This is a genomic window from Nitrospira sp. M1, assembly GCF_965152605.1.
In genome coordinates this window covers 1,165,086-1,191,345 of sequence record NZ_OZ224217.1, presented here as the reverse complement: position 1 = coordinate 1,191,345, position 26,260 = coordinate 1,165,086, and the positions used below count along the sequence as shown (strand labels likewise).

Genomic DNA, 26,260 nt, shown 5'->3' with positions numbered 1-26,260 from the left:
GCTGGGCGTCTATCGACTGACACCCTTATGAAATGTATTCTCCTCAGACATGGCATTGCGGTTGACGCCGAAACGTGGAATGGGTCCGACAGTGAGCGACCATTAACACGCGAAGGCATCAAGAAAACACGCAAGGCAATCACAGGGCTGTCCCTCTTAGACTGCCAACCAACGCATCTTCTTTCCAGCCCGTTTGTCAGGGCGCGAGAAACCGCTGAACTCGCCCAAGAAGTCTTCAACATACATGACGGCATTCAATTCTGCGACGAACTTGCCCTGCATCACTCGCCAACGACAATTTTCCCGATACTCACAAAGTTTCCAGAAGTGGCTACCGTCATGTGCATTGGCCATGAACCGCATCTTGGACAGTTGGCGGCCATCATGATATCCGGGAGATATATCCCAGGGCTTTCGCTCAAAAAAGCAGGCGCATGCGCGATTCAGTTTGAAGGGAAGCCTAAAATCGGATGTGGATGGTTGGAATGGTGGTTGCGACCTGCACAACTCAGACAGCTAGGAACACATTCGCTTGATATGCAGTAGAGACATCCTCGATTTCTCTTAAGGTTTCCCCATCTTAATCATCGCATTCACCTGAACCCCTTGTTCAAAGGAAAACTTGGGAGAAGAGATCGCACCCTCTACCGTAGCCGGGGTTAAGAGTTCTACCTGTTGCTGAGCCACGACGTCGCCACGAATCGGGCCTTGCGAAATAAGCCTATTTGCGAAAATGTCCGCAACAATGACCGCCTCTTCCCCAATTTGCAAGGTCAGGTCCGTATGAATTTCCCCTTCAAAATACCCGTCAATGCGAGCCATTCCCTTCACATGCATGACGCCATGTATGTGCGCGCCTTTACTAACATAGAGTTCAAGTTCATGCTCATCGTACGAATCAGTTTTCGGAAAAGTTAGATTGCCAAACATTACGTCACTCATAGGACACTCCTTCCATCTTAATCAACATGCACTGATACGCCAGCAATTGCACAGACCTTAGGCTTTTCCTTGCACGAAGCTGAACAATTCATTGGGTGAGATGACGGAAGGATAGAGTCGAGGAAGAGGAAGAGACAATGCCCCATTAGAGGGGGCACAAATGATGTGAACATCTATCTAAAAGAAACTGAGGAAACGAGAAGAAAACCTCACGATTCACCGTTTGAAAACTGAGGGACAAATTGCACTGGTCGATCAAACACTTTCTCAAACAACTTCGCGCGCTTCTGCGCAGCCCATACCTCCAGCTCAGGATCGGCTGAACAGTCAAGGTTCAATTGAATGGAAGGGCCAATGGACACATGAACGGATTGTACAACAGAAAACTGACTCCGATCTAAGCCATCGGCAATACGCAACAAGGCACTCAAGACCTGGACAACATGTCGCTGCGTTTTGGACAGTTCCTGAAAAGTTGTATGTTTATCTTTCGGCATAGCCCGTCGATGATACCTCGCAATATTCGCGACAATATCGACTTCATCGGCAGTAAGTCCGGAAAGATCACCATGCTTAATCAGGTAGTACGTATGCTTATGATGCTGCCTGCGGCGAATTAAGTACCCAACATCATGCAGTAATGCCGCATATTCCAACCATTCCCGCTCTTGATCATCAAGGCCATGCAGCGACTTCAACTCGTCAAATAATTGCAGAGCCAGCTTCGCGACGTGAAAGGCATGCGCTTCAGCATAGTGACACCGTCGTCCAAAAAGAATTACATTTCGACGACGGGTATTCGGAATTTCCTGCTCCGCTTTCAACCCATCTTGATGCCGATCAATAAAGTCATAGATCAACCCTTCTCGAAGAGCTTTATCACAAATTGTTAATGTTGTTTGCCCGGTGAGTTCGAGTAAACATCGAAAAAACATCACGCCCGGCAACAGGGTATCGACTCGCTTCGGATCAAGCCCTGGGATAGCCAGTCGCGCATCGGTATCCCCTTGAATCAGGTCAGCCTCAACAGCACGAATCTCCTCAAGCTGAACGGTGGCTAAATTTAATTGCGGGACAGGTTTTCCCGTTCGCCGAAGGTAAATGATTTCGGTAAGGTTTGCCGCCGTACCGGAGGTTGCGACGACTTGTGAAAAGGTCAGATTTCGTGCTGACTTCAGACATGACTCCAGCCCACGCTGTATCACCTTTTCCAGTTCTTTGAGCATGCCTTTGGTCGGAGGGTCGTGTTTCAAATAAAGATCCTTGAGTCGAATCGTTCCCAACTTCAGGCTTTTCCCCGAGAACATTTGCGTCCGATTGCACACAATCACCTCTACCGACCCCCCACCAACATCAGCAATCAATGCGCGCTCATCTGACAACTCCATACCATTTCGCACGCCAACATAAATAAGCTTTGCTTCTTCCTTGCCTGTAATAACCTGCACTTCCAAGCCAAGTTGTTCATGAACAATCTGAAGAAACTCGCCTCCATTCTTTGATTCACGAACGGCACTGGTTGCCGTCGCCACAATTCGGTTAACCCCTTTATTCTTTGCAAGCATCGTTAAATTTCTGAGCGCATCCAGACCTCGAAGCATGGCAGAATCGGACAGGACATGATTGGTAAAGGTTCCATCCCCTAATCGCACCATATCCTTAAATCGATCCATCACTTTACACGAAAAATCAGAACCGATTTCTACAAGAATCATATGAATCGAATTGGTTCCAATATCAATAACCGCAAGAGTGCTCATAGCAGTCCTTTGTAAGAATTATCGAACACACATGAAGGGACATTTTCAAAAGCGGCAGGGTTAGCTTATTCAGAAGAAGACTCAAGAGATTCTTGTGATGATGCATGGGGCATTCGCAGACGATAGCCAACTCCCCATATCGTATCCACGTGCAGATCTTGTTGGCTTAAGTGTTGTATTTTCCGGCGAAGCTGCACCACATGCCGATCAATGGTTCTCGAATCGACAAACACATCACGCCCCCAAACATTGGCCAATAGCACCTCACGTGAACAGACACGACCCTGACTTACATGCAATTCTAGCAAAATCCCATACTCCTTGCGAGTCAATCGAACCGTACGATCTCCATACGATACCTCCAGCGTCGCATGGAAAAAGTGTAACGTAGGCTCAACAGCGCGTGAGGGAACTTGCGTGGTCATCGTTGAACACAACGTTGAGGTTGAAGTCATAAATTCCATAGGTTTATTCCACAGTCACGTTCATACAACACAGAAGTTTTTTTCAACATATCACCTCCAGACACTCCGCACGTTGCAGTTACCATACCTCAGACATCGTGTTGTATCATTGAAAGCGTAAGGTCCAAGGAATCGCATCGACTCACAGCAGATTTAAACACTCAAGGCACACTCAGAATGTCTGAGTTCGAATGCTAGCAAGGTAAGGTTGCTGGAAAGTTAGAGTCATGTAACATTCACGTAAATTGGCTGCCGCGAAAGCAAAGGCAGGATAAGCCTAATCATCCAAGACTAGAACTCTAGCAAACAGGTATGAGCGAGATCTTCCATCAGGAATATGAAGCATCCAGTTTCAGGATACAAGTCTGCGCATTTCACATTCCAATGACATTGATCAACAAGATGTATTTACACACTAGTAGCAGCAGAGCAACTCACTCGTAACATACATAACCGATATTCTACATATGAGAAACCTACGATAAACGACACGATGAAATGACGAAGAACACAACAAGCGGTCATCTCATTGAATAGCTGTTGAACAGGGAGGTACCCATTGAGCTTATATCGTTCCCGGATAGCCCAGGGCTTATCGGCTGACCGAGCAACGCTCTCACAGGCAGAACATCATCACATCGTCGAGACATTTCTCCAAGCATGGTCACAACAGAATAGCGCTTCGGGTGCACATGACCACCCCCTTCCGTTTCATGCGTACGACATGACCGCCGGAACCGAAAATGAATATCAAACGGCCGTGATTGGCTCTAAAGATGCCGTCGACCTTCCAATCAGTCTGGCATCGTCGAATTTTTTTAAAAATATGATAAGGCAGTCGGCTTCAGGATTGTCGCCCAATACCTCTGCAAGCGAACTTGAACAATACGTCAATGATTCATCTCAACATGTCTGGGAAAACTCATGGGTCCGTTTTCCACTCAACCGACTCAGTCACTTTTCGAAACAGGTCCTCCAGCATGACCTCTTGGAAGATAAAAGGCATCCGACTGGACCACGACGAAGCGACGTCTTCAAATTCCTCTTCTCGCATCACGGGGAAGATTGGCTCCGCATCCCGATCAGTTACTTACTCAGGATTGCCCTCGCCGACGTGATCAGTATCTCCCCGCAAACGCATCATGTCATTCGCGGCCTCGGGGAGCGATTGATGAACCACTTTCTCAACGACAATACTTCCCCTGAAACGTTCAGTTTTTACGTGGTTAAGATGAATCCACGCACGCACATGGGACACGCCGTCGGCCGTGAAGCGTCAAAACGATATCTCCTCAGTCAATTACTAATTATGTACGCGAATCACAAGTTCGATTTGCTGGAACTTGGCCAACAAGCCATGGTCTACTTCGCGCCCCACCCGCCAATACGGCAAAAAGGGCTGAATCGTCTCATTTCCGACTCATTTTACCGAGAACTCTTCATGAATCCCTGTTTATCCGGCTGGGACAGCGGAGAAGAAAAACATCATTACATGGCCTTGTGCCACACAGTCCTATCACGGAGCCATGTCAATGCCATCGCCAAATTACAGGGGGCCGGCATTATCAATCGCAATCTCGTCACGTTGCCTACGCCGTCAAACATTAGCCTGGCGAACAACGGCACGCATCTAAGCCTCGGCAGTCAAAGTTTGAGTCGATTATTACAGCACACTACTGACCCCCAAATGCCGAGGGGTGAAAAATATATTGGCGATCTCGTCATCAAAATCACCGAGCATTTCCTGCCGTTATTCGTCGGCACCTACAGCGCTGCCCCCTATCGTCTCGATTTTTGGGACTTTCATCCGGAACAAGTCTTAGGGTTTCTTTCCCATGAGCTCGATTACACCTACCTCCAGCTCTTATGGCAACGGTGGAAACGCAAAGCCGGTCTAAAAATTTTTGGCAATCCGATCACACCAATTGGGCCCTTATGGCTCGATAAAATGATTAGCAAAAATTTCGGACTCAAGGGAGACTTTATCCCCGACTTTCGATTAATTGATTATCTCGCCGTTCTTCCCAGCACTGAACAATGCCCAGCGCTTGACGGAACACTCGGAAATGATCGTAGGCTGAAAAAGGACCTGAGTGAACTCGGGATCTACGATGAACGCATGTCGTTGTATCTGTTGTATAAACTGCGTATCTGTTCAGAAAAGGGGTTTTCAGGATTTGAAGGACGCTACTATAGCCTCTTTGAAAGTCTGACAGATGATTTGGCCGATGCCGCCAACCTTCAGGCACTCCTGACGGCCCTGGCGTTTCGATATATTGCACATCATGACGTCACACATGCCCATATTCCCGACACACCTGCGATCGAAAGCGAACGCCGGCAACTCTTTTTTGGAGCCGCACTGAATGTTCCGACATTTTATGTTCGAGTCAATTCCGAAAATCTCTTTTTACGAAAAATTCTTTCAAAAATGAAACACATTCGCCTTAGCCGCCGGTTTCCACAATTTATTCGTGCCCATCACCACGAATACCTCCGAGCGCTCGTCACCATTCTGAGAGAAGATGCCCGCGATCTTATCGAAGAATTTCAACTGGGAGATTTCCTCGATCGCCTCACCTTACGGATTGAGGAACCTGCGGAGTTCTCGACATTCGGAAAATTGACAAAAGGCATACAACGGCAGGCGGGTGTGTCATCACCTCTGCACCTGTCAGGGGAAGAATGTAATGCAGCTGCGGAGTCATATTACCGAACCACACTGAGAACGCATCACATACAGGAAGGCTTGAATGGACTAGAAGATGATCTGAAGCATTTCGATTCAAGTGCTGACCCTCAACTCGATCCGCTTCGTCCGATCGCCAGATCCATCGTTGGCCATGCGGTATCCACCACAGCGTTTCTCCAGTCCGTCAAACAAGACATCATCAACGAATGTGCAGATATCCAGACCATCATCAAACTGATTCGGTTAACATTGCTCACCATTCACATTGATAGCGAGTCACATGCCGACTCGCCATCGCCGAACCCGACCCATGAACCACATTGCACACCAGTATATTGACCGGGGAACGTCCCACATCATCACGGAACGATTCTACGGTGATCGTCTTGTGAATTTTCTCTATACGTCGACGCGCGAGCACACCCCGTGGTTATTTCACGCTCTCACCTCTCCCTACATGTCGCAATTGTTAGGCTACTGGAATTATGATTCATGGCTTTCGACGAAAATCCGCGGCGTTGAGAAGTTCCTTGAAGCTCTGAAGATTGATCTAAGCGAATGTGTCGACCCACCATCGTCACTCGATACTCCAAGAAAAGTGTTCGAACGAAAAATCCGGTACTGGGACTGTCGCCCAATGGCGGAAGCCTCCTCATTGATTGCTTCACCGGCCGACGCCTGCGTGTTGTTTGGATCGTTCTCCGAGTCATCTCTCTTGTTTTTAAAGGAAAAGTTTTTTGACTTCCCCGATCTCTTCGGACACGACAAGAGTGAATGGCAACAAGCATTTACCGGTGGGGACTATGCTATTTTTCGTCTTACTCCGGACAAGTATCATTATAATCATTCACCCGTCAGCGGGACGGTCCGCGACCTCTATGAAATCTCCGGGCAGTATCATTCCTGTAATCCCGGACCAGTCATTTCTGTAGCCACACCTTTTTCAAAAAACAAACGCATTGTGACCATTGTGGACACCGACGTACCCGGCGGGTCCGGCATCGGACTCGTCGCCATGATCGAAATCGTCGCGCTCATGATCGGGACCATCGTGCAATGTTATAGCGCAGAGCAATACCGTAGGCCTCAAGATGTCACTGCAGGGCTCTTTCTTCAGAAGGGACAGCCCAAAAGTCTCTACCGTCCCGGCAGCTCAACCGATGTCGTCATTTTCCAAAAAAACAGAATTGTCCCTTGCCAAGATTTACTCACCAACATGTTTCGCCAAGATGTCCTCAGCCGCTATTCATTAGGCTTTGGGCGTCCACTGGTGGAAACGAATGTCAAAGTACGATCAACGATTGCGACAGCCCGACACCGTTCTTCAACAAGCGAGCACCACATGGACACAGACGTCGAGTAACGCATGGAGAATATCGTTTTCCTGTTGGGGATAAGTCTGATTCTTGGGATGGTATTTCGATGGGCCTTCCATGCCTTACCACAAGAACAATGGCAAATGCTCGCTATTGTCCCCATACACAAAACACAGACAACAGTTTGGAAGGGATTAAACTTGACATACTATGGCGCCTTGACCGCTTTCGGCGTCTCGCTTGCCGTGAGCGTTACCTGTATTTTATTAGGCACAATCGGCGTGGCCTTATCGTCTACCATTCATTTGGCGATACTGCTTCTTGGCATCACGGTGCCAACCGCAAAGTTCATTGCAAAAGCCGTAGAAAAAAAGCCCCATACCTTCACGATAGGGGGATCCTCCTTTGTCGGAATACTCATGGCACCATGGGCCATCTGTTTTCTCAACTGGCTCCAGATAAATGGTGACGCAGAGATTCCTCTCCTCCCGGCATGGGCAACGCTCTGGATTTCGCTCGCGTTCGGTGAAGGGGTCGGACGATTAGCCTGCCTCAGTTATGGCTGTTGTTATGGGAAACCGCTTTCCCAGGCCGGTCCATTCGCTCACAAACTCTTTTCGCACGTCCATCTTCAATTTACCGGCCCGAATAAAAAAGCTTCCTATGAATCGAATCTAGAGTCGGTGCCCCTCATCCCCATTCAGGCCATGACGGCACTCGTCAATACCTTCACTGGGATTATCGGTATGCACATGTTCCTCAATGCAGAATTCACCATGGCCATTGCATGGACAGCCATCGTCACGCAAGGCTGGCGAATCGTCTCAGAGTTTATGAGAGCCGATTATCGAGGCCAGGGAACATGGTCGTCGTACCAAATAATGGCACTCGCCGGGATAGCCTATACGATCGGATTGCTCCCGCTCTGGCCGCATGAACCAATTTCGACCATAGACATCATGAATGGCCTGCACATCCTCTGGACCCCAGAGTTTTTTTTCTTGTATCAAATCTTGTGGGTCCTCATATTTTTCTTTACCGGAAGAAGCCAAGTCACCGGTTCATCTATTGAATTTTATGTTCACCCCGACCGGCAATAAGGTCCACTCCGTATTCATTCTGCTGAGTTTGAGCTGTGTGTTGTTATTGTCCACTCTCGTATGGGCTCAACGCGACAGCATCCCTAACGGATACCCGCATTCCCTTCACGCAGGTCTGACATCGCTGACCGCTGAACTCGCACAGCATCCAAACAACGTGCCACTCTTGCTTCAGCTATCCGAACTGCACCTCAATATGGGGGATGATCTTTTTACGGAAAACCCGCATCGACTGTCGGCCTATGAAGCAGGGGCACATCACGCCAAACAGGCCATGGCACTCGAAGTACTCAATGCCGAAGCACACTTTCTCTATGCGGCAAATCTCGGCAATACCACTCGGCTCAAAAGTTACGCAATCGGGATGATAAATATTAAGGAAATTTTCTCACATGTCCGGCAAGCACTGACCATCGACCCCACCCATGCTCCGGCACATCAGATGCTGGGCGGATTGTTAGCAAAACTCCCCTGGATGCTGGGCGGAGATGAAGAAAAAGCTCAACATCATCTTGAGCAAGCGATCGCCATTGATGAGCGCTACACCAATGCGAGACTGCTTCTGGCAAAACTGTTCATCAAGCAAAACAAACAAGAGGCTGCTCGCAAGCAATTACTTGCCGTCATCCAAGCGACACACCCACATTACCCGTACACGTGGACTCATCACTTTCTTCCTGAGGCTCACAACTTGCTCAGCACATTAGACGCCCGCTGAGTAAGCTCTGCAAGGTATCGCATTTCTCCATCGTCCCGACGTACCGGTTTTACAAATTAGTAATCTGACTTTAACAGGGCTGTCACAAACCGTCACTATACTTTCAGAATATGAAACACAACCCCCATAACACACGCCGCCCCATTCTAAGGAGTATCATGTGAAAGCCCCTTTGCTACCTGATGATCGAGTACTGACAAGGAATCCATCTAATCATAAAACATCTCGCAATGCTCCGATGCATTTTAAAACGTGCCCTCGATGTCAGGGATTCATTGTTCGGGAAGAGTATTGCGACATGAAAGATTCATGTCATCCGCTTTGGATTATTGGCGTCCGCTGTGCCAATTGTGGATTTGTCAGTGATCCGCTTATCCACCACCATCACACAATCGAACAAGCAGAAAAACCGGCACCTCAACCACGACGTCGCCGGGGCTATCGTCGAATTGATCCTATACGAAGCCGTTAAGCTAACAGGGCTCGAGGGTTATAATATGAAAATCACCGGGAGACCGAGAGAACGCACAAGAGAGTAGAGTCACGATTCGCTGATTACGAACCCCTCGCTAGGGAAGGTCAACATATGACCTCTTGCATCCACATGATTGATCGGACGGGTGCCGACACTACCTTCTTCACCTCTCTCGCTCAATCGTGTGCCTACCCGGAACGGCGAAACTCACCTTCTCGCCAGGACCAAGAACCCGCCAGGCTTGGTCATCCGCGTCTTGCAGGAGAACATCGATATCTTGACCTTCCCTCCCTTTTGAGGACAAACACCTTGCGGGCAAGACCACGGTCAATTTCGCCTATTGCAATTCAATGGCTGTGTTCTGACTATTCCGGTATTGGTCGGAAAGAAATCCCTCACACCAAGAAAACCCCATCGACTCGACGTCCCAATTATTTGATCATCAACGAAAGGGAGAAAGAATGTACCCATTGAACATTCGTTGCCAATCACTCCTTATCCTTGTCCAGGCTAAAATTGTTCGGATGGCTACCTCTCTGTCCCAAGCGATGCGTTTTCACCAAAAATCTCAGGGACACTTTGGACAGCTTCACGTGACTGAGAAGACAACGCCTCGAGCCACAATCAACCTGAGCATGCGCACTCACGAAATATCTTCACCCAAGAAAGCACACGAGCATTCTTCTCCTGAGAACAATCAGATCGAGCTGTTTCCTGCCAGGCAATGGATCCGTCTACGAAAAACATAGTTCCTGAGAAAGGAAATTGACAAGATCAGGATTCCCAAATAACGCATCGACTTTTCCAGTGTTCACCGACGCACGCATCAGCATTACCCCGCCCGCTTCTTCAACAAGAACCTGAGTCGCCAGAATATCCCATGGATTCAAATCAGGATCCAGCATGGCATCAATCGCCCCACTGAGCACTAAACCATGACCAAAGCAATCCGCATACCCTCGCAAACACGGACACAACTCACCAAGTCGACGATACGCGGCTTCACAATTCGCATGCGCAAACTGCAAAGGATCGCCGACGGAAATGATGGCCTCATCGACACGTGTCACGGAAGAAATACGCAGAGGCTTGTCCTGACACCAAGCCCCTAAGCCTCGTGCCGCCGAATAGGTTGTCTTGAGCACCGGAAGATGAATAACCCCGACTAATGCGCGCTGTGCCGCGACGTCTTCAAGCGCGACCAGGGTTCCAAAGAGCGGGATTCCACGTACGAATGAGCGCGTCCCATCGATGGGATCGATAACCCAACGGTATCGAGCGCCCGTCCCCTCAAAACCATGTTCTTCACCCAGGATATCAATGGCTTCAGACGATGAATGTTTGGCCAATCGCTGCCGGATCCGACGCTCAGCTTCTTTATCCGCTTCGGTGACGGGCGAGTGATCCGATTTTTTCTCGACCACAAGATCCGCATTATTGAAATACGTGAGAATAATCTCCGCCGGCGCTTGTGCGGCTTGAACTGCAACCTGCAATAACGCAGATATATCCATTCGGTCAGGAATGTCTACATAAGTCATAATTCATTTCCCTCAAAAATATAGGCGAACGTCCATAAACACATTCAAAACGCCAAACGAGACAAGACACCGGGATACGTTGTTTTGAAAAAGCACCGCGAAACCATGAGCAACAGAGGAAGAACCATCGACCGTCAACGCTCCAATCGCACATCCAATTCTGCATTATTAAGAAACATGTCGAGTACGTATTAGATATCACCCATATTATTTCTGTTTGAAATGCGGTGAAATCGTCAGCGTCATGTCATTTCCGTTGTCCGCATGCTGCACGTTCACAAATATCGTGGTTGGGTCTAACGGTGAAATGTAAATACCAGAAGCCTCTGCACCACGAGTCGTGAGTGTGGCAAATAATATGACAGAATCCGCCACACCATCCTCATCGTTGTCCGGAGTGGCAATCCATATATCGCTCTTTCCTGAATTGTCTTCGACAATGTAGAGATTGCCGTCAGGATCGGACGCTAAATTATCTGGAGCATACAACCCGTAGGTTGGCAGAGACTCTTCACTCTGTATATTCGTATTGATACCGGCATATTCCGTGACCATTGGAGTGGACGTTCCCCAAGGTATTTGAATGACAGCATGAGTCGTCGTAAGTGACACATACAAATTATCATCGATGATCTCAATGTCCTCTGGGCGACAAAACGGTGTCGCGCCAGCCTCACGCGCTGCGGCTCGCGCATTGTATGCCGGATCAGTCACGACACCATCACGGCCCGGCCTAAGCGCCACCCACTCCGCTGTCCCCGTCGGCGTCACGCCAATGCCCGGTGTTTCTGAGCAAATCGTCACGTCATCGATTTGTACATTCAGCGCAAAGAGTTGGCCGGAAGAAAGATTCCCATACACATCCGGAACAAATTTGAAAATCGATCCCCCATCAAATTCATCCACGAGATAGACAGAACCGTCTTGCGTCACGGCGATCCCTTCATGTGACATACGCCCGACAGCCGGACGATCCACACACGTCAAAAGCAAACGATCGACCTGGCATTCAAACAACCGACCATACGCACCGGATTCTTCTGCCGTCAGGATGGTCCCCCATGGTGTCCACTCAATGCCATCCAGTCGATCCCAACCGCCAAATTCCTTGCCTATATGAATAGATGTTTTCCCTGTCTCTACATCAATCACGGATATCGCGCCTCTCCCTTCGTCCGTTTCGTGTGTACGATAGAAATACCGCCCGAGGTCAGAACCCGTTTCATTCACGGTATTCATATCCGTACGGTCACTCGTGTCTGCTACCACATCAAGCGTATGCGTCGCATGTGAACACAGAGGCTGTTCCTGCACTAGAATCGACTGCGTAAGCCCTTCCGGTAAGGCAAAAGGAGCACATGAAGACAGGCTGCCAGGAACAGCCGATTGTGTGAGCGGAATAAACATAAACGACTTGGTGTGAGGAAGCAGCGAACATGACAATGGAAGAATCGAAGCGAATACGAACAACATTGTGGACAAGACAGATTGTCTAAGCATCGTTCCTATAACTCCATCACGATATGACAAACGGGACACCATTCAGGGAACGCATGACACTGCGCACAATCACAACCAAGAGAGGTACCTGAATATGTTCAAAATACCTATAGCTTTCATCGCGTTTCAATATGTCTTCATGAAGCATTGTTAATCAATACGGCTGACAGTTTCCGACAATTTGCATAAAAAATTTCACACTTTTGCAATAACGCGATATGATACAGTGACGCATTTGTTTACATCATTTCATGTCAACAATGACGTTCATTTTACCTTTATCTCTTTATCTTCATGAACCCTTCTACATGTAAACACCAGACCAGACAAGAGATAAGGCTGAAACTTCCCGTTGGATTTCATCTTCCAGAACACCTCGCCAACCATTGTCTCCCCAAACGTACGTACACCTCAACGTACTACGACACCAAAAATTACGACTTGACTCGATTAGGACTCACTCTACGACGACGCGTCGAACGGGGAAAGGGCATATGGCAACTCACATTACCAATATTCAATGACCCGCATACACTTGAAATTCCTCATAGATCGACCAAAGTCCCCCAGGAATTAGTCGATCTGCTGTTTGCATTCTTTCGGAACCACCCCCCCATTCCAATCGCCAAACTTCGAACGGAGAGACAATCGTATCAAATACGCGAACAAGATTGTATCCTAGCAGACATAACAAAAGATCACATTGCCCTCTTGGAAGATCGTCGTGTTCGCAAACGATTCACAGAACTACGGGTTAGGCTTCTTAACGGGACGAACAAACACCTCAAACACATCACCTCACAGCTAAAAGCGAACGGAGCGGAAGAGGGAAATGGACGTCCGCAATTAAGCCAAGCACTGGACCTCAAATACCCAGAACGACCACACACACTGCCTGCATCTGCTCATTCTGGAGCGTATGTCCAATTACGGCTACAGCAACAACTGGACGAGATACTCCGGCATGACCCCGGAACACGGTTGGGGCACAATCGAGAACACCTTCATCAAATGCGCGTGGCAACAAGACGATCACGCGCCATCCTTCGGACGATTCAACCGCTCTCCAATTCAACATGGAACTCAACGATTCGAAGAGAAATTGGCTGGCTGGCGTCAACCCTTGGGCGAGTGCGTGATTTGGATGTCTTGCTTGAAAAACTTCAGCGTGAAACTCAAACACTGGCCATCCCCGAGCAAGAAGCCTTTCACTCGCTCTTATGCCAGTTGGAGTCACAACGAACTGAGGCGCAAACGACAATGGTACAAAGCCTGCGGAGTACACGTTACCTTACGCTCCTCGATCACTTACAGTCCTCCATACAACATATGGACATTATGCATCTGCATGTTGCGCTTCAAGACCTTGCGAAAAAAGAATTCGACAAACTTGAAAAAGCCGTAGATAATTTACCTAAAACGTACAACGATGAAGATCTTCATCGTCTACGAATACGCGCCAAACGAGTTCGATACGCCACTGAGCTTGCAGAGCCGTCTACTGGCGAATCCGCAACCAAACTCATTCGTCAAGTACGAAAATTTCAAGACCTCTTAGGCGAACATCAAGATACGGTCATGATCGAAGAACAACTACAAAGCTTTCTTCGTTCAACGCAACAGGTCAGTTCCGCATTTACCACAGGCCTCATGGTCGAACGCCTTCGCCATCGACGCGCACACGCACGCACCGTCTTCCCTGACCGATGGGGAAAAGTGAAGAAGCGCGCGAAAGCGGTATGGAGATAACAAGGATTTCACAATCACCCAATTCACAAAATTCACAAAAAACCCAGGTAGAGTGAACCATGGCAGACTCCCAACAACATCCCACTCCAGAGTCAGAAGTTGATCTATACGATCCCAAGCTTTATCTCAACCGAGAATTAAGTTGGCTAGAATTTAATGATCGTGTACTTGAAGAAGCTGAAGATCAAAGTCAGCCACTTTTGGAACGAGCGAAGTTTCTTGCCATCTTCTTTAGCAACCTAGACGAATTCTTCATGGTTCGCATTTCCGGTCTTCGCGAACAAGTCACCAGCGGAGTCGTCGAAAGTCCTCCAGACGGAATGGCACCCTCGGATCAATTGAATGCGGTACGACAGAAACTCCTGAAACAACTTGCACGTGTCACGAAATGTTGGGAAAAAGATCTGTTCGGGAAACTGCATGAAGCCAACATACACCTCTTCACATACGATCAACTTTCGCCAACACAACGTGAAACCTTACGGCAATACTTTTCACAAGAAATCTTTCCAGCATTGACTCCCCTGGCCTTTGATCCGTCTCATCCATTTCCACACATCTCCAACCTCACGTTGAATCTTGCGGTTGTTGCGCACGACCCAGAGCGAGGGGAATGTTTCGCCAGAGTCAAAGTCCCCAACAACTTTCCTCGTTTGATCCAACTACCTCAGGCTGAGACGCCACGCAAGAATCAGAAGAATGACACCTCGACCACTCCGGGAGCCTACCACTTTGTGTGGCTCGAAGATATCATTACCGCAAATCTCGACTTGCTATTTCCTGGCTTAACCATTCAAGCCTCGTACTTGTTCCGTATCACGCGTGACGCTGACTTAGCCATCGAAGAAGACGAAGCTGCCGACCTTCTTTCAACCATCGAAGAACAGGTTGACCTGCGTCATTTCGGATCGGTCGTACGACTGGAATTAGACCAACAAACACCAGAGCATATTCGAAATATTTTAGTCCGAAACTTGAATCTCGCCCCGTATCAAGTGTTTACCTATGACTTCCCCCCTGGGCTGTCAAGCTTGATGGAATTGCTGCAAATCGACAGACCTGAATTAAAATTCACGCCCTACCTCAACAGCATCCCAGAACGTCTTGCCAATCGGGACAATATATTTTCCGCCATTCGACAGGAAGACCACCTCCTCTTTCATCCTTATGACAATTTCCTTCCAGTTGTGGATTTTGTACGAGAAGCCGCCAATGATCCACATGTCTTAGCCATTAAACAAACGCTCTACCGAGTTGGGGCCAATTCCACCATCGTTGAAGCACTGATGGAAGCCAGGGAGAATGGGAAACAGGTGGCGGTGCTGTTTGAATTGCAAGCTCGATTTGATGAAGAAAACAATATTGAGTGGGCCAGAAAATTAGAAGATGAAGGCGTCCACGTCGTCTATGGAGTCCGCGGCCTGAAGACGCATGCCAAACTCTGCATGGTCGTGAGAAAAGATCACGATGGCCTGCGCCGGTATTTACATTTAGGGACAGGAAACTACAATCCGATTACCAGTCGAATTTATACGGATTTCAGCTTTTTTACCTGTGATGATGCCATTGGCACCGATGTCGCCGATTTATTTAACGCCTTGACCGGATATTCTCGTAAAGAATCATACAAAAAATTACTGGTTGCGCCTCATTCCTTGCGTAATGAAATTCTCCGCCGAATCGAACGCGAAATCGACCGCCAACGTCAACATGGCGATGGCTACCTCGCATTTAAAATGAACGCGCTGGTCGATCAAGCCTGCATCCATGCCCTCTACCATGCTTCACAGGCCGGGGTGAAAATTGACTTAGTCGTTCGAGGCGTGTGTGGACTTCGCCCAGGCATCCCCGGCGTAAGCGACACGATTACGGTGACATCGATTGTTGGAAGATTCCTGGAACATTCTCGTATGTATTACTTTCGAAATGGCGGCAAGGATGAACTCTTCCTCGGCAGCGCCGACCTCATGGCCAGGAATCTCGATGGGCGGGTTGAAGTATTATTCCCCATTGAAAGTCAGACCTTGAAAGATCTCCTCATTCACAATATTCTGCATATTCATATTCGAGATAACACAAAATCCAGAAAACTCACCTCAACGGGACGCTATACACGCCTATCGCCAAAATCTGAAGAGGATGCCTTCAATTCGCAAGAATGGTTTCTGACTCACTGGAAAGATCGCACCATTTCGACTTCTTGACCAAACATTATTTTGTACGTATAGTTTAAATATAAATACACGTCATCCATAAGATAATTTTAAGATAATTTCATGCATAGCAAACTCACTCTCCGTCTCAAGTCCAGCACGATTAAAAAAGCCAAAGTCTGGGCTAAACGTCGCAGAATTTCCTTATCTCAAGCCATGGAAGCATTTTTTGACCATATTCAGGATGAATCACAGGAGAATCAAGCAATGAGTCCCTGGATGAAGCAATTACTCAAACTTTCTCAACGCCCCGGGAAAGCACCAACCGATGAACAAACGCATAAGCAATACTTAGACTATCTGGAACGTAAACATCAGTGACCCCTGTTCTCTTTGACACCAATATTCTCCTGGATGTTTTCCTCCAACGTAAATCACACGTTTCAGCCTCCCGACAAGCCATTGATTTAGTCGGGAAAAATCTGGTTCAGGGCTACGTCTCAGGCCATGCCGTAACCACACTATCCTATCTCCTCACCAAGCATCTTGATGCCAAAAAGAGTAAGGCAATCCTTACAACCTTACTCACACGATTCACCGTGGCCGCAGTCACAGATACGGCCATACGTAGGGCACTGGAAAGTCCGATTAAAGATTTCGAGGACGCGGTCGCTCATGCTGCAGCAGAAGAGTCAGAAATAGCCATAATAGCGACCAGAAATATTCGCGATTTCGCGAAAGGTTCCATCCCAGCCATACTTCCTGAAATGCTTGTGCTTCGATTCTCTGTCGAGCAAAACGAGTAGTAAAACAACTCGAAGCTTATGGAGCAATGTATGAAAAACCTGTCATGATCTCAGATCCTCCGCACATCCTGACCGAGCTTTGCCTTACCTACCCCTCATCAAAACAAATTAGTGCCACTACACCGCCCAAACTAGGACAAAAATACTTAGCATTGTTAATTTAAGATATATTCACTAAACTCGCCTCCCTCACCTTGTCATGGGGGCGACCATGCTGAATTGCCCTCGGTGTACGAGTCCCGACAAAGTGAAAAGTGGCTTCAAGAGCGGACGGCAACGCTACAAGTGTAAAACATGTGCGCTCTTTTTTACCGTTGCCCAGAAATCCGATACGGCCACCCCCGCCCAACGCCGCCTGGCATTGACCCTGTATTTGGAAGGCTTGGGGTTTCGAGCTATTGGACGAATCGTGGGCTTTAGCCATGTCGCAGTCTATCAGTGGGTGAAAGCGTTTGGGGAAACCGTGGAGTCGATCAAACGACCGGCCGCTCAGATTGTCGAACTCGATGAATTGCATAGCTATGTGAGACATAAAAAAACTACTGTTGGATCTGGCTTGCTGTTGATCGACTTGGCAAACGCTTCCTCGCTGCTGTCACTGGCACGCGAGGCGTCGTGACCGGAGCCCGTTTCTGGAAGACCATCAAGCACCCACGGATTGCGCAAGTGATGACCGACTATTGGGACCCGTATGAACACTTCCTCCCGCCGACGAAGCCTGTGCAGTCTAAAGCGGATACCTTCACAGTCGAGAGCTACAAGAGTTTGTTGCGACATTTTCTGGCTCGCTTCCGTCGGAAAACCAAATGGTACAGCAAAAGCGAAACGATGTTGCGGCATTCGGTGCACCTTTTCATGGCAAAATGGAACGGTGAGCTGAAAGATATCTTAATTTAACAATACAGAAAATTTACGCTATGCTTTTGATAATGACCAATAGAACAAATTCTTCAAAAATGGTACGTTCCTCTTTAACGTCCCGCTTTCATTTTTCTTCATAGGATAATCAGCATCAGACAGTTTTTGAGAAGAGAAAATTCATCAGGGAAACCCTTGAGATACGCATGATGCGAAGCAGACGAATCCCGCCACGTACATACCAAAAAACATAGTTGTCTGTTGTGACGGGACTTGGAACAAACCAGAAGTGTTCCTCAATCAACAACAATACAGTCCAACAAACGTTTTACGAATTGCAAGACCCTTATCCAAGACCGATGACGACGGACATCATCAAGTCATCTACTATGATTTAGGTATTGGAACAGACGGCGGGTTTGGCTATCAAATTCTCTGCGGTGCGACCGGCTATGTCCTGTCTTCTCGCCTACTCAAAGCGTACCGATTTGTCTGTCATAATTACGTCGAAGGTGATCAGCTCTATTTCTTTGGTGAGCCGTGGAGCCTATTCGGTCAGAGCCTTAGCTGGCTGGCATGATTGGAGCTGTTGGATTATTGCATTCTGAAGATCTTCACACATTACCTACTGCATTCCGCTACTAGAACACGCCCTCAAATAGAGGCAAATAAACCGTAGAACTCTTTGAGTCTGTTCTATAAAGGATTGATTCCGTTCACAGTGCTTTTTATCTCAGGCACCCCATGGCCGTTTCACATAACTTTTCAGACGTGGGGTGCATGACTTCGCTCTGATAGTCAGATTCATTTCATTGGCGATTCATTGGATTCGCAATAATCATTCGACGATCGTATGGCAAAGACTTCATGGGAAAAATGAAGCCTTACTTATCATGAGGGCAAGAAAGAACCGTCTAGAAGGAGAAACTAGGATTAGACGGGTTCGGTAGGTAGCATATGTCGAATGATCTTGCCTTCGACGAGATAGACGACAAGTTCCGCAATATTCGTGGCGTGATCCGCAATACGCTCAATATACTTCGAGATAAATGACAGTCGAATCGCACGAGAAATCGTTTTAGGGTTTTCGATCATATACGAGAGTAACTCACGAAATAACTGCTCGTTCAACTGATCAACCTCATCGTCACGATCTAGAACTTTTCGAGCTAACACCGAGTCCCCTCGAACAAAGGCATCAAGGGCCTCTCCAACCATGTTCAAACTCTTGTTTGCCATGGCCGGAATGTCGATATAGGGTTTCAGTTGCGGTTCGTCATTCAACTCAATCGTCCGCTCACAAATATTCTCCGCCAAGTCACTCATACGTTCTAAGTCGGTAGAAATTTTCATCGCGGTCGTGATGAATCGAAGATCACGAGCGGTAGGTTGATACAGCGCCAATAGCTCCAGACAGGACTCATCGACCTCGACATCTAAGGTGTTCACGCGTCGATCGTTATTGATAACCTGTCTTGCCAAGTCAACATCTCGATCAATTAATGCATGCGTCGCTTGTCGAATCTGGTCTTCGACCAATGCACCCATACGTAAAATTTTCTGTCTCAGTTCAGCTAATTCCTCATCAAAACGACGTTGCACAGCGCCTCCTTCAGCAATCCGTTATGTGACAACTCTCGACAATAGCTCATTAACCAAAGCGGCCGGTGATATAATCTTCCGTGCGATTATCCTCAGGATTGGTAAAGATCTTCTTCGTATCATCATACTCAACCAGTTCACCTAATAAAAAGAATCCGGTGTAATCTGACACACGGGACGCCTGCTGCATATTGTGAGTCACAATGACAATGGTGAGTCGCTCCTTAAGGGAATGAAGCAGTTCTTCGATTTTTCCGGTTGAAATGGGATCAAGGGCGGAACAGGGTTCATCCATCAAGAGGACATCGGGATTCACCGCTAACGCACGAGCAATGCAAAGCCGCTGCTGTTGCCCGCCGGAGATACCGAGTGCACTTGCATGCAAACGATCTTTCACTTCATCCCACAAGCCCGCACCTTGGAGACTCTTTTCGACGATTTCATCAAGTGCCGACCGGCTGGTAATTTTTTGCAGCATCGGGCCATACGCCACGTTTTGATAGATCGACTTGGGAAACGGATTCACCTTTTGAAACACCATGCCAACCTGTGTGCGTAGGTCCGTAATATCGACCTCAGGCTGATAAATATCTTGCCCGTCGATCAGAATTTCCCCATCGACACGCGAGCCTAGCACCAAGTCATTCAAGCGATTCAGACAGCGAAGTAACGTTGACTTCCCACAGCCAGATGGTCCAATAAACGCCGTGACGCGATTTTCGGGAATCGTGAGGTTCACCGTAAATAAGGCTTGATTGGATCCATAGAAAAAATTCATGTTCCGAATTTCAATTTTCGGTCTCAAGGCATTGGATGCAGCATATTCCGATTCCTGCCCCTTCTGTGCGTGTATCATATTCTGTCCATTACGTAAGACTTCAACTTTTAGGCGAGATGATGATTGCGTACGTTTCTGCGTAGTCGTGTCAACTATGTCCATGATTGTACCTGATTTAGATTGTGGAACCAGCATATTTTCTTCGCATTCGATTTCGTATAGAAATCGCTGCCATATTTAGGATAATTACGACCGCAACAAGAATCAGCGTGGTGACATACACCATCGGCTTCGCGGCTTCCACATTTGGCGATTGAAACCCAACATCATAAATATGGAAACCAAGATGCATAAACTTCCGATCAAGATGGAGAAACGGAAAAGTGCCATCTAATGGCATTGACGGAGCCAGCTTCACAACCCCAGTTAGCATCAGTGGCGCCACTTCACCCGTGGCTCGCGAAATCGCTAAAATAAGGCCGGTTAAGATACCGGGCATCGCACATGGAATCACAACACGCAACAACGATTCCAACTTCGTAGCGCCCAACGCCAGTGATCCTTCACGATATTCACGCGGAACTGCCGACAATCCCTCCTCTGTTGCGACAATGACAACAGGTACCGTCATGAGCGCAAGTGTTAACGAAGCCCACAGCATCCCACCTGTCCCGAAAGTGGGATTGGGTAACGCTTCAGGAAAAAAGAGTGCATCGATAGATCCCCCAACGGCATACACGAAAAATCCTAAACCAAAGACACCGAACACAATGGAGGGTACACCGGCTAAATTGTTGACGGCAATTCGGACAATTCGAACAAGGACGCCTTGTGTGGCATATTCCTTCAAATACACCGCAGCCAACACACCAAACGGCACAACCGCAATACTCATGATGAGCACCATAAGTACCGTTCCAAATATTGCCGGGAATATACCACCCTCTGTATTCGCTTCTCGAGGTTCCTCGCTTAAGACAGTCCAAACATTCCCAAGATAGGCCCAAGCCTTTTCACCGAATCCCATGGCATTCGGTTGTAACATCCGAATAATTTGTCCGACCGCTAATTCCTTCTTCGTCCCATTCACATCTTCTAAGACAACTGAGTACTCATCCATCTGACGATACAACACTCGAAGCTTGTCAGCCTCTGCTTCATACTGGCTTTGCAGTGCCGCCACTTGCTGTTTGCGTTCGTCAACTTCAGATTGAGTACTCTTCTGCCCCTTGAGCTCCAGTGCCCTGAGACTGAGACGCTGCGCCTCTATTTCATGATTGATGTCACCAATGACGCTCCGTTCGAGATAATGAATGTCTTCTTGAATCTCATTAGCACGATCAATTAAGGGGAACAGCGCTGCCGTAGCCTCTTGATGTCCAGAAGCCACCACCTCCTCTCCCTGCGTCACGCGATACGGACGGCCATAGAAGTTCCCCCACTCCCGCCGTTCAAGAAACACGACATCCATAGGTGTGGACGTGGCTTGGATTTGACTTTCATCTATCCAGCGGAAGTCTAACCCGTACAAGTCTCGATTTCCCACCTTTAACTGAATGCGCCCTTTGCCTTCAGGTGAGTCTGAATTCACAGAATCATGAATGATTTCATGACCCGTGACTTCACCTAAGACGGACGAACCATCCTGTAAGGTGTACTGGACAAGATCTTTGGGCCAAAAATACCCCATGCCATTGATCAAAATGAGCACTAACAACCCACCGATCATCAAAAGCGAAAGAGCCAACCCGGCCCCGCACATCCAGACAAACAATGTGCCGGAATCGAAAAATTTTCTAAAGGATACAGTTTGCATACGCGTCAATACTGACTATATTTTGTGCGTAACCGCTGCCGCACAATTTCGGCAATGGTGTTGATCACGAACGTGAACGTAAACAAAAGGAGTCCTGAGAGGAAGAGGACGCGATACAGCGTCCCGCCATGCGGCGCTTCAGGCATTTCAACGGCGATATTGGCAGATAAGGTCCGAAACCCATTAAAGAGACTCCAATCCAGAATCGGCGTGTTACCCGTAGCCATCAGCACAATCATCGTCTCACCAACAGCACGCCCAAACCCGATCATCAAGGCCGAGAATATTCCAGGACTTGCCGAGATCAACACCAATCGTGTCAACGTCTGCCATTGCGTGGCACCCATTGCTAACGACCCGGCGATGAGATGCTTCGGAACGTTGGATATAGAGTCTTCAGAAATACTAAAGATGATGGGAATGACCGCAAACCCCATGGCCATGCTGATCACCAAGGCATTTCGCTGATCATAATGCAGATCAAGGACCGATCGAAACCATTGCTTATAATCGGCGTCAAATAACCAGGATTCAATAGAGGAATTGAGCATCAGACAGCCCAAAATCGTCACAAATAACACAATGATGAGTACGCTTAAATCAACACCGGACTGGCCTCGTAGTTGAATTGATCGCGGCATAAACTGCCATCCGATACACGCTGCGGTTACGGTGAGCGGCATCAGAATCATCATACCCACAACGGCAGGAAACACTTGCTCGAGCAGAGGGGCAAGCCAAAGACCGGCTAAAAAACCGAGCACGACTGATGGTAAGGCTGCCATGATTTCAATAATTGGCTTGACGACCCCTCGAAGCTTGGGGCTCATAAACATTCCCGTATAAATGGCTCCCATTACAGCCAGAGGTACGGCTAATAACATGGCATACATGGTCCCCTTTAAGGTTCCAAAAATGAGGGGCCACAGACCAAACTTTGGTTCAAACTCATCTGACCCACTGGAGGACTGCCAAATATATTCAGGGTTCGCATAGCCTTCATACAATACTGGACGAAAGAGCGTTTCCGTGGTGATCTCCGGATGAGCATTATCGATGCTGACGACATGAAATGTTCCTTCGGTATTAAATGCCACGGCACCGTTCGCTTTCGGAGCAAACATGAGTCCTTGAATGGATGCATCGCCTACCGTCATCTCTAGCAGTGTTTGGTTTGAGGTGGAGTGATGGAGAAACATTTCTCCCGTCGAATCAACCGATAAAAACCCCTTATCACGGCGAGAGGGAGACAATTGCGTCACGGAGCCATCATGAGACTTAAATGAACGAACCAGCTGATATGGGATCGGCCGTACAGATTCTTCGGATGGGACTGGCATCCATATGGAAACCGTCCCCTTATCTGTCCCGACCACCAGACTTCGATCGCCTAACAGAAACGAAAGTGCCGTTACCACATCCTTTGTATTTGGCAAGAGATATGTATGACTCAATACAGGTTCATTCAGCTCTTGCAGATTCCAGTGAAGCAAAAGCCCATCTGTTGTCCCGATCATTAACGTCTCAGCCAAACTATCTAACGCCAAGGTCGTGATCTGACCATCTGGGTATGTAGCAAGCAACGTTTGCGTGACAACGGGCTCATTAGCAAGCATCAGCCCTTCACTTTCGCCAAGGGCCGTTACCCATAATTCTCCGGATTGGCTCAGCATCACAACCGCAAATCCTGCATCGGTCTCCTGATAGGCCAGCTTTGCAATTCCAGACTCCGTCGGATCCACCAATATGGGTTCGTCATACGTCATGCTTGGGATGATCGTTCGAATACCGTCATGAAACGTCGGCGTTAACCCCACTTCCACCGGCACAATATGACCATCATCTGTCCCAAACGCAAAATGATGGCCACGGCCAGCCGAATGGGCAACGGACACGATCTTCTGCGTGAATGGACCCTGACCTGTTTCATACGGAATAGGCTCGCCACTGGGAACTTGAAAAAACCCAATGTGGCCCTTATGAATGAGATAGGCCACCTCTTGATATTGATCAATGCCAATAGCCAACGCAGGGTCCGTCAGCGGCTCGGTCATTCTCGATTGAAACGTCGCGGACGATTCACTTTCAGGGGGAATAAAGAGAGGAGCGACCTCTTTAAAGAGATACAGAAAAATGCCCATGATGCTCAGAATCGTGGCAAGACCGCCGACCCACACCACACCTGTCGCAACACGATCCAGCAAGGCTCGCACTTTTCTCTGAGAACGTCCTTGAGTCACGAGTCTCGACTTTGCCGGGGGCAAAGAGGGCAGATCATCTATCGGGGCGGTATAATCAGACGGTGGCATCGTATATCGTCAATGGAGAGTGAAGATGTGCAGACATCAGATGAGACAGGAGGGTTCGGTTGTTGAGAACACCTCCTGTCTGAAGTTGAATAATCACTATTGAAGTTGTTTAAGCTGAGGGGCAATGACTTCGGCGGACATTGGGAAATAACCATCCTTAATCACGACCGCTTGCCCTTCTTTGCTGTAGACATATTTCAAAAATTCTTTCATGAGAGGCGGCAATGGCTTCCCTGGCGCTTTGTTGACATACACAAAGAGAAAGCGCGCAAGAGGATATGCGCCTTTGGCCGCATTTGTAAATGTCGGTTCAACAAAAGGCTTACCTTCTTTGGCGGCTAACGGAATAGCTCTCACGCCGGAGGTTTTGTAGCCAATGCCGCTATATCCCATACCTGCGCGATCTTCAGTCACGCCCTGCACCACAGAAGCCGAGCCGGGCTGTTCTTTGACTTGGTTTTTAAAATCACCATTTTTTAAGACCGCCTTTTTAAAAAACCCATAGGTTCCAGATGCCGAATTTCGGCCATAGAGACTCACGGGATTGGCCTGCCATGAACCGTTCATGCCAAGGTCCCCCCATTTTGCAACATCTTTCGACGCGCCTCGTCTCCGTGTCTTCGAAAACGCAGCATCGACTTGCTCCATCGTCATCCCCTCAATGGAATTATCTTTATTCACATAGACCGCCAACGCGTCGATGGCGACAGGAAAGGCCGTCGGCTTATACCCGAACTTCGCTTCGAACTTATCCTGTTCTTTCCCCTTCATCTTCCGGGACATCGGTCCAAGCTGAGCCGTGCCTTCGATCAAGGCGGGAGGAGCGGTACTGGACCCCTTCCCTTCAATTTGAATTTTGACATTGGGATACTGTTTACGAAATCCCTCCGCCCACAAGGTCATCAGATTGTTGAGCGTATCCGATCCAATACTATTGACATTCCCAGACACGCCGCTGACTCGCGTATAGGCTTTCCAGTTAGGATCCTCCATAGAGTCGGCTCCTGCCCATACAGCTGAACCGCCGCCAACAACCAACCCCATGGATATACCGGCAATACCGACGGCGCGTACGATAGACGTGCGCATGACATTCATTCGTGGACTCTGTGTCTGTTGCATTAAAATTCCTCCTACCTATATTATGAATAATGATATAGAAATGACATTTCTGCCTTGTAACGTCCATGTTACGAAACTGTTAACTCGCTGAATTCTCACCCCATTTCCGCCTCCGCTTACCCACCAATTGGCCACGATCTTCCTCTGGAATCGAATGAATCATCAATTGGCCTTGATACTGCTCCAATTCAAGCCGCTCCTCTCCCCAGAGTTGACTGACTGCCCTGAGCACATCAACCCAACGGAAAAGGGGAATTTTCTCGACCAAGACCTCAACCGGCATCGGACCATGCAACTGAAGCGTTCGTAAAACTTTCTCATGAATCTCTAGTACCTCAGAGCCCGGACTATCGACAAAAGACCGTGGTGGTGTTTGTAGCAGTTCCATACGAACCTCCATAATGAGAATGTTGTTCGTGAGCTTGAGGCATCATAGTCAAGGAATATTACAGACCCAGGGGCACAACGTTACATCAGTGTAAAATTCTTTTTTGATAGATGCGCAGCCGCACACATCCTCAACGGAGACCTCGCACAGACAACATGACAGAGATGAAAT

The 26,260-nt window shown here is 48.1% G+C and carries 24 protein-coding genes; 13 read left to right on the top strand and 11 right to left on the bottom strand.

What is annotated here, in order from left to right; translation table 11 throughout:
* The first annotated feature begins 27 nt into the window (after positions 1-27).
* On the top strand, positions 28-546 hold the full coding sequence (locus ACWHX8_RS05685) for a SixA phosphatase family protein (protein WP_447970991.1): 519 nt from the start codon (positions 28-30) through the stop codon (positions 544-546).
* Between the two features lie 18 nt (positions 547-564).
* Here ACWHX8_RS05685 and ACWHX8_RS05680 read toward each other — a convergent pair whose 3' ends face one another.
* The 3 genes from ACWHX8_RS05680 to ACWHX8_RS05670 all read right to left on the bottom strand — a co-directional run bounded on the left by ACWHX8_RS05680 (position 565) and on the right by ACWHX8_RS05670 (position 3,166).
* A complete protein-coding gene (locus tag ACWHX8_RS05680) occupies positions 565-942 on the bottom strand; it encodes a bactofilin family protein (protein ID WP_447970990.1) in 378 nt (125 codons plus the stop codon).
* Positions 943-1,151: 209 nt separating this feature from the next.
* Positions 1,152-2,702, bottom strand: a complete 1,551-nt coding sequence (locus ACWHX8_RS05675) for a Ppx/GppA phosphatase family protein (RefSeq protein WP_447970989.1) — start codon at positions 2,700-2,702, stop codon at positions 1,152-1,154.
* Positions 2,703-2,767: 65 nt separating this feature from the next.
* Complete coding sequence (locus ACWHX8_RS05670; RefSeq protein ID WP_447970988.1) at positions 2,768-3,166, bottom strand: winged helix-turn-helix domain-containing protein; 399 nt, start codon at positions 3,164-3,166, stop codon at positions 2,768-2,770.
* A 559-nt stretch (positions 3,167-3,725) separates the two neighbouring features.
* Between ACWHX8_RS05670 and ACWHX8_RS05665 the strand changes: the two genes are divergently transcribed.
* From ACWHX8_RS05665 to ACWHX8_RS05640, 6 genes are all read left to right on the top strand, one after another.
* On the top strand, positions 3,726-6,197 hold the full coding sequence (locus ACWHX8_RS05665) for a hypothetical protein (RefSeq protein WP_447970987.1): 2,472 nt from the start codon (positions 3,726-3,728) through the stop codon (positions 6,195-6,197).
* Positions 6,169-7,221: a phosphatidylserine decarboxylase gene (locus ACWHX8_RS05660; RefSeq protein WP_447970986.1), complete on the top strand. Its 1,053-nt coding sequence runs from the start codon at positions 6,169-6,171 to the stop codon at positions 7,219-7,221. Before ACWHX8_RS05665 ends, ACWHX8_RS05660 begins: the two co-directional genes overlap by 29 nt.
* Positions 7,222-7,224: 3 nt before the next feature.
* Positions 7,225-8,274: a prolipoprotein diacylglyceryl transferase family protein gene (locus ACWHX8_RS05655; RefSeq protein WP_447970985.1), complete on the top strand. Its 1,050-nt coding sequence runs from the start codon at positions 7,225-7,227 to the stop codon at positions 8,272-8,274.
* A complete protein-coding gene (locus ACWHX8_RS05650) occupies positions 8,252-8,992 on the top strand; it encodes a tetratricopeptide repeat protein (protein ID WP_447970984.1) in 741 nt (246 codons plus the stop codon). Before ACWHX8_RS05655 ends, ACWHX8_RS05650 begins: the two co-directional genes overlap by 23 nt.
* Positions 8,993-9,152: 160 nt before the next feature.
* Positions 9,153-9,464, top strand: coding sequence for a hypothetical protein (locus tag ACWHX8_RS05645; protein WP_447970983.1), 312 nt, complete (start codon positions 9,153-9,155; stop codon positions 9,462-9,464).
* A gap of 114 nt (positions 9,465-9,578) precedes the next feature.
* Positions 9,579-9,941, top strand: coding sequence for a hypothetical protein (locus ACWHX8_RS05640; RefSeq protein WP_447970982.1), 363 nt, complete (start codon positions 9,579-9,581; stop codon positions 9,939-9,941).
* 260 nt (positions 9,942-10,201) lie between these two features.
* On the opposite strand, the gene ACWHX8_RS05635 is transcribed toward ACWHX8_RS05640, so the two are convergent.
* Positions 10,202-11,008, bottom strand: a complete 807-nt coding sequence (locus ACWHX8_RS05635) for an inositol monophosphatase family protein (protein ID WP_447970981.1) — start codon at positions 11,006-11,008, stop codon at positions 10,202-10,204.
* A gap of 207 nt (positions 11,009-11,215) precedes the next feature.
* On the bottom strand, positions 11,216-12,508 hold the full coding sequence (locus tag ACWHX8_RS05630) for an alkaline phosphatase PhoX (RefSeq protein WP_447970980.1): 1,293 nt from the start codon (positions 12,506-12,508) through the stop codon (positions 11,216-11,218).
* A 294-nt stretch (positions 12,509-12,802) separates the two neighbouring features.
* Here ACWHX8_RS05630 and ACWHX8_RS05625 point away from each other — a divergent pair, with 294 nt between their 5' ends.
* The 6 genes from ACWHX8_RS05625 (at position 12,803) to ACWHX8_RS05600 (ending at position 18,654) form a co-directional block, all read left to right on the top strand.
* Complete coding sequence (locus ACWHX8_RS05625) at positions 12,803-14,257, top strand: CHAD domain-containing protein (RefSeq protein ID WP_447970979.1); 1,455 nt, start codon at positions 12,803-12,805, stop codon at positions 14,255-14,257.
* 59 nt (positions 14,258-14,316) lie between these two features.
* On the top strand, positions 14,317-16,461 hold the full coding sequence (gene ppk1 / locus ACWHX8_RS05620; protein WP_447970978.1) for a polyphosphate kinase 1: 2,145 nt from the start codon (positions 14,317-14,319) through the stop codon (positions 16,459-16,461).
* 72 nt (positions 16,462-16,533) lie between these two features.
* A complete protein-coding gene (locus ACWHX8_RS05615) occupies positions 16,534-16,791 on the top strand; it encodes a DUF6364 family protein (protein ID WP_447970977.1) in 258 nt (85 codons plus the stop codon).
* Positions 16,788-17,216, top strand: a complete 429-nt coding sequence (locus ACWHX8_RS05610) for a PIN domain-containing protein (RefSeq protein ID WP_447970976.1) — start codon at positions 16,788-16,790, stop codon at positions 17,214-17,216. The genes ACWHX8_RS05615 and ACWHX8_RS05610 overlap by 4 nt, the downstream gene beginning before the upstream one ends.
* Before the next feature lie 214 nt (positions 17,217-17,430).
* Positions 17,431-18,113, top strand: a protein-coding gene (locus ACWHX8_RS05605; protein ID WP_447971869.1) for an IS1 family transposase whose coding sequence is annotated in 2 segments (ribosomal slippage) — positions 17,431-17,754 and positions 17,757-18,113 — 681 coding nt in all. Because the reading frame shifts where the segments join, the coding sequence is not laid out codon by codon here.
* Positions 18,114-18,312: 199 nt separating this feature from the next.
* Entirely contained in the window at positions 18,313-18,654 is a 342-nt protein-coding gene (locus ACWHX8_RS05600) for a phospholipase effector Tle1 domain-containing protein (protein WP_447971868.1), read from the top strand.
* 353 nt (positions 18,655-19,007) lie between these two features.
* Here ACWHX8_RS05600 and phoU read toward each other — a convergent pair whose 3' ends face one another.
* The 6 genes from phoU to ACWHX8_RS05570 all read right to left on the bottom strand — a co-directional run bounded on the left by phoU (position 19,008) and on the right by ACWHX8_RS05570 (position 26,089).
* Positions 19,008-19,676 (bottom strand): phosphate signaling complex protein PhoU, encoded by a 669-nt coding sequence (gene phoU / locus ACWHX8_RS05595; protein WP_447970975.1) that lies wholly within the window; start codon positions 19,674-19,676, stop codon positions 19,008-19,010.
* Positions 19,677-19,725: 49 nt separating this feature from the next.
* A complete protein-coding gene (pstB, locus tag ACWHX8_RS05590) occupies positions 19,726-20,532 on the bottom strand; it encodes a phosphate ABC transporter ATP-binding protein PstB (protein ID WP_447971867.1) in 807 nt (268 codons plus the stop codon).
* Between the two features lie 97 nt (positions 20,533-20,629).
* Complete coding sequence (gene pstA, locus ACWHX8_RS05585) at positions 20,630-22,270, bottom strand: phosphate ABC transporter permease PstA (RefSeq protein ID WP_447970974.1); 1,641 nt, start codon at positions 22,268-22,270, stop codon at positions 20,630-20,632.
* Between the two features lie 5 nt (positions 22,271-22,275).
* The gene (locus ACWHX8_RS05580; RefSeq protein WP_447970973.1) at positions 22,276-24,579 is read right to left on the bottom strand and encodes an ABC transporter permease subunit; all 2,304 of its coding nucleotides are present in this window, start codon (positions 24,577-24,579) and stop codon (positions 22,276-22,278) included.
* A gap of 96 nt (positions 24,580-24,675) precedes the next feature.
* Positions 24,676-25,623 carry a PstS family phosphate ABC transporter substrate-binding protein gene (locus ACWHX8_RS05575; RefSeq protein ID WP_447971866.1) on the bottom strand — a complete coding sequence of 316 codons (948 nt, stop codon included), beginning with the start codon at positions 25,621-25,623 and terminating at the stop codon, positions 24,676-24,678.
* 157 nt (positions 25,624-25,780) lie between these two features.
* The gene (locus ACWHX8_RS05570; RefSeq protein ID WP_447970972.1) at positions 25,781-26,089 is read right to left on the bottom strand and encodes a hypothetical protein; all 309 of its coding nucleotides are present in this window, start codon (positions 26,087-26,089) and stop codon (positions 25,781-25,783) included.
* Between the last annotated feature and the right edge of the window lie 171 nt (positions 26,090-26,260).

What these genes read in the sequence shown, in the direction of transcription:
- ACWHX8_RS05685 (WP_447970991.1), top strand. Translation starts at nt 28, where the DNA reads ATGAAATGTATTCTCCTCAGACATGGCATTGCGGTTGACGCCGAAACG.
- ACWHX8_RS05680 (WP_447970990.1), bottom strand. Translation starts at nt 942, where the DNA reads ATGAGTGACGTAATGTTTGGCAATCTAACTTTTCCGAAAACTGATTCG.
- ACWHX8_RS05675 (WP_447970989.1), bottom strand. Translation starts at nt 2,702, where the DNA reads ATGAGCACTCTTGCGGTTATTGATATTGGAACCAATTCGATTCATATG.
- ACWHX8_RS05670 (WP_447970988.1), bottom strand. Translation starts at nt 3,166, where the DNA reads ATGGAATTTATGACTTCAACCTCAACGTTGTGTTCAACGATGACCACG.
- ACWHX8_RS05660 (WP_447970986.1), top strand. Translation starts at nt 6,169, where the DNA reads ATGAACCACATTGCACACCAGTATATTGACCGGGGAACGTCCCACATC.
- ACWHX8_RS05655 (WP_447970985.1), top strand. Translation starts at nt 7,225, where the DNA reads ATGGAGAATATCGTTTTCCTGTTGGGGATAAGTCTGATTCTTGGGATG.
- ACWHX8_RS05650 (WP_447970984.1), top strand. Translation starts at nt 8,252, where the DNA reads ATGTTCACCCCGACCGGCAATAAGGTCCACTCCGTATTCATTCTGCTG.
- ACWHX8_RS05640 (WP_447970982.1), top strand. Translation starts at nt 9,579, where the DNA reads ATGACCTCTTGCATCCACATGATTGATCGGACGGGTGCCGACACTACC.
- ACWHX8_RS05635 (WP_447970981.1), bottom strand. Translation starts at nt 11,008, where the DNA reads ATGACTTATGTAGACATTCCTGACCGAATGGATATATCTGCGTTATTG.
- ACWHX8_RS05630 (WP_447970980.1), bottom strand. Translation starts at nt 12,508, where the DNA reads ATGCTTAGACAATCTGTCTTGTCCACAATGTTGTTCGTATTCGCTTCG.
- ACWHX8_RS05625 (WP_447970979.1), top strand. Translation starts at nt 12,803, where the DNA reads ATGAACCCTTCTACATGTAAACACCAGACCAGACAAGAGATAAGGCTG.
- ppk1 (WP_447970978.1), top strand. Translation starts at nt 14,317, where the DNA reads ATGGCAGACTCCCAACAACATCCCACTCCAGAGTCAGAAGTTGATCTA.
- ACWHX8_RS05615 (WP_447970977.1), top strand. Translation starts at nt 16,534, where the DNA reads ATGCATAGCAAACTCACTCTCCGTCTCAAGTCCAGCACGATTAAAAAA.
- pstB (WP_447971867.1), bottom strand. Translation starts at nt 20,532, where the DNA reads ATGATACACGCACAGAAGGGGCAGGAATCGGAATATGCTGCATCCAAT.
- pstA (WP_447970974.1), bottom strand. Translation starts at nt 22,270, where the DNA reads ATGCAAACTGTATCCTTTAGAAAATTTTTCGATTCCGGCACATTGTTT.
- ACWHX8_RS05580 (WP_447970973.1), bottom strand. Translation starts at nt 24,579, where the DNA reads ATGCCACCGTCTGATTATACCGCCCCGATAGATGATCTGCCCTCTTTG.
- ACWHX8_RS05575 (WP_447971866.1), bottom strand. Translation starts at nt 25,623, where the DNA reads ATGGGGTTGGTTGTTGGCGGCGGTTCAGCTGTATGGGCAGGAGCCGAC.
- ACWHX8_RS05570 (WP_447970972.1), bottom strand. Translation starts at nt 26,089, where the DNA reads ATGGAACTGCTACAAACACCACCACGGTCTTTTGTCGATAGTCCGGGC.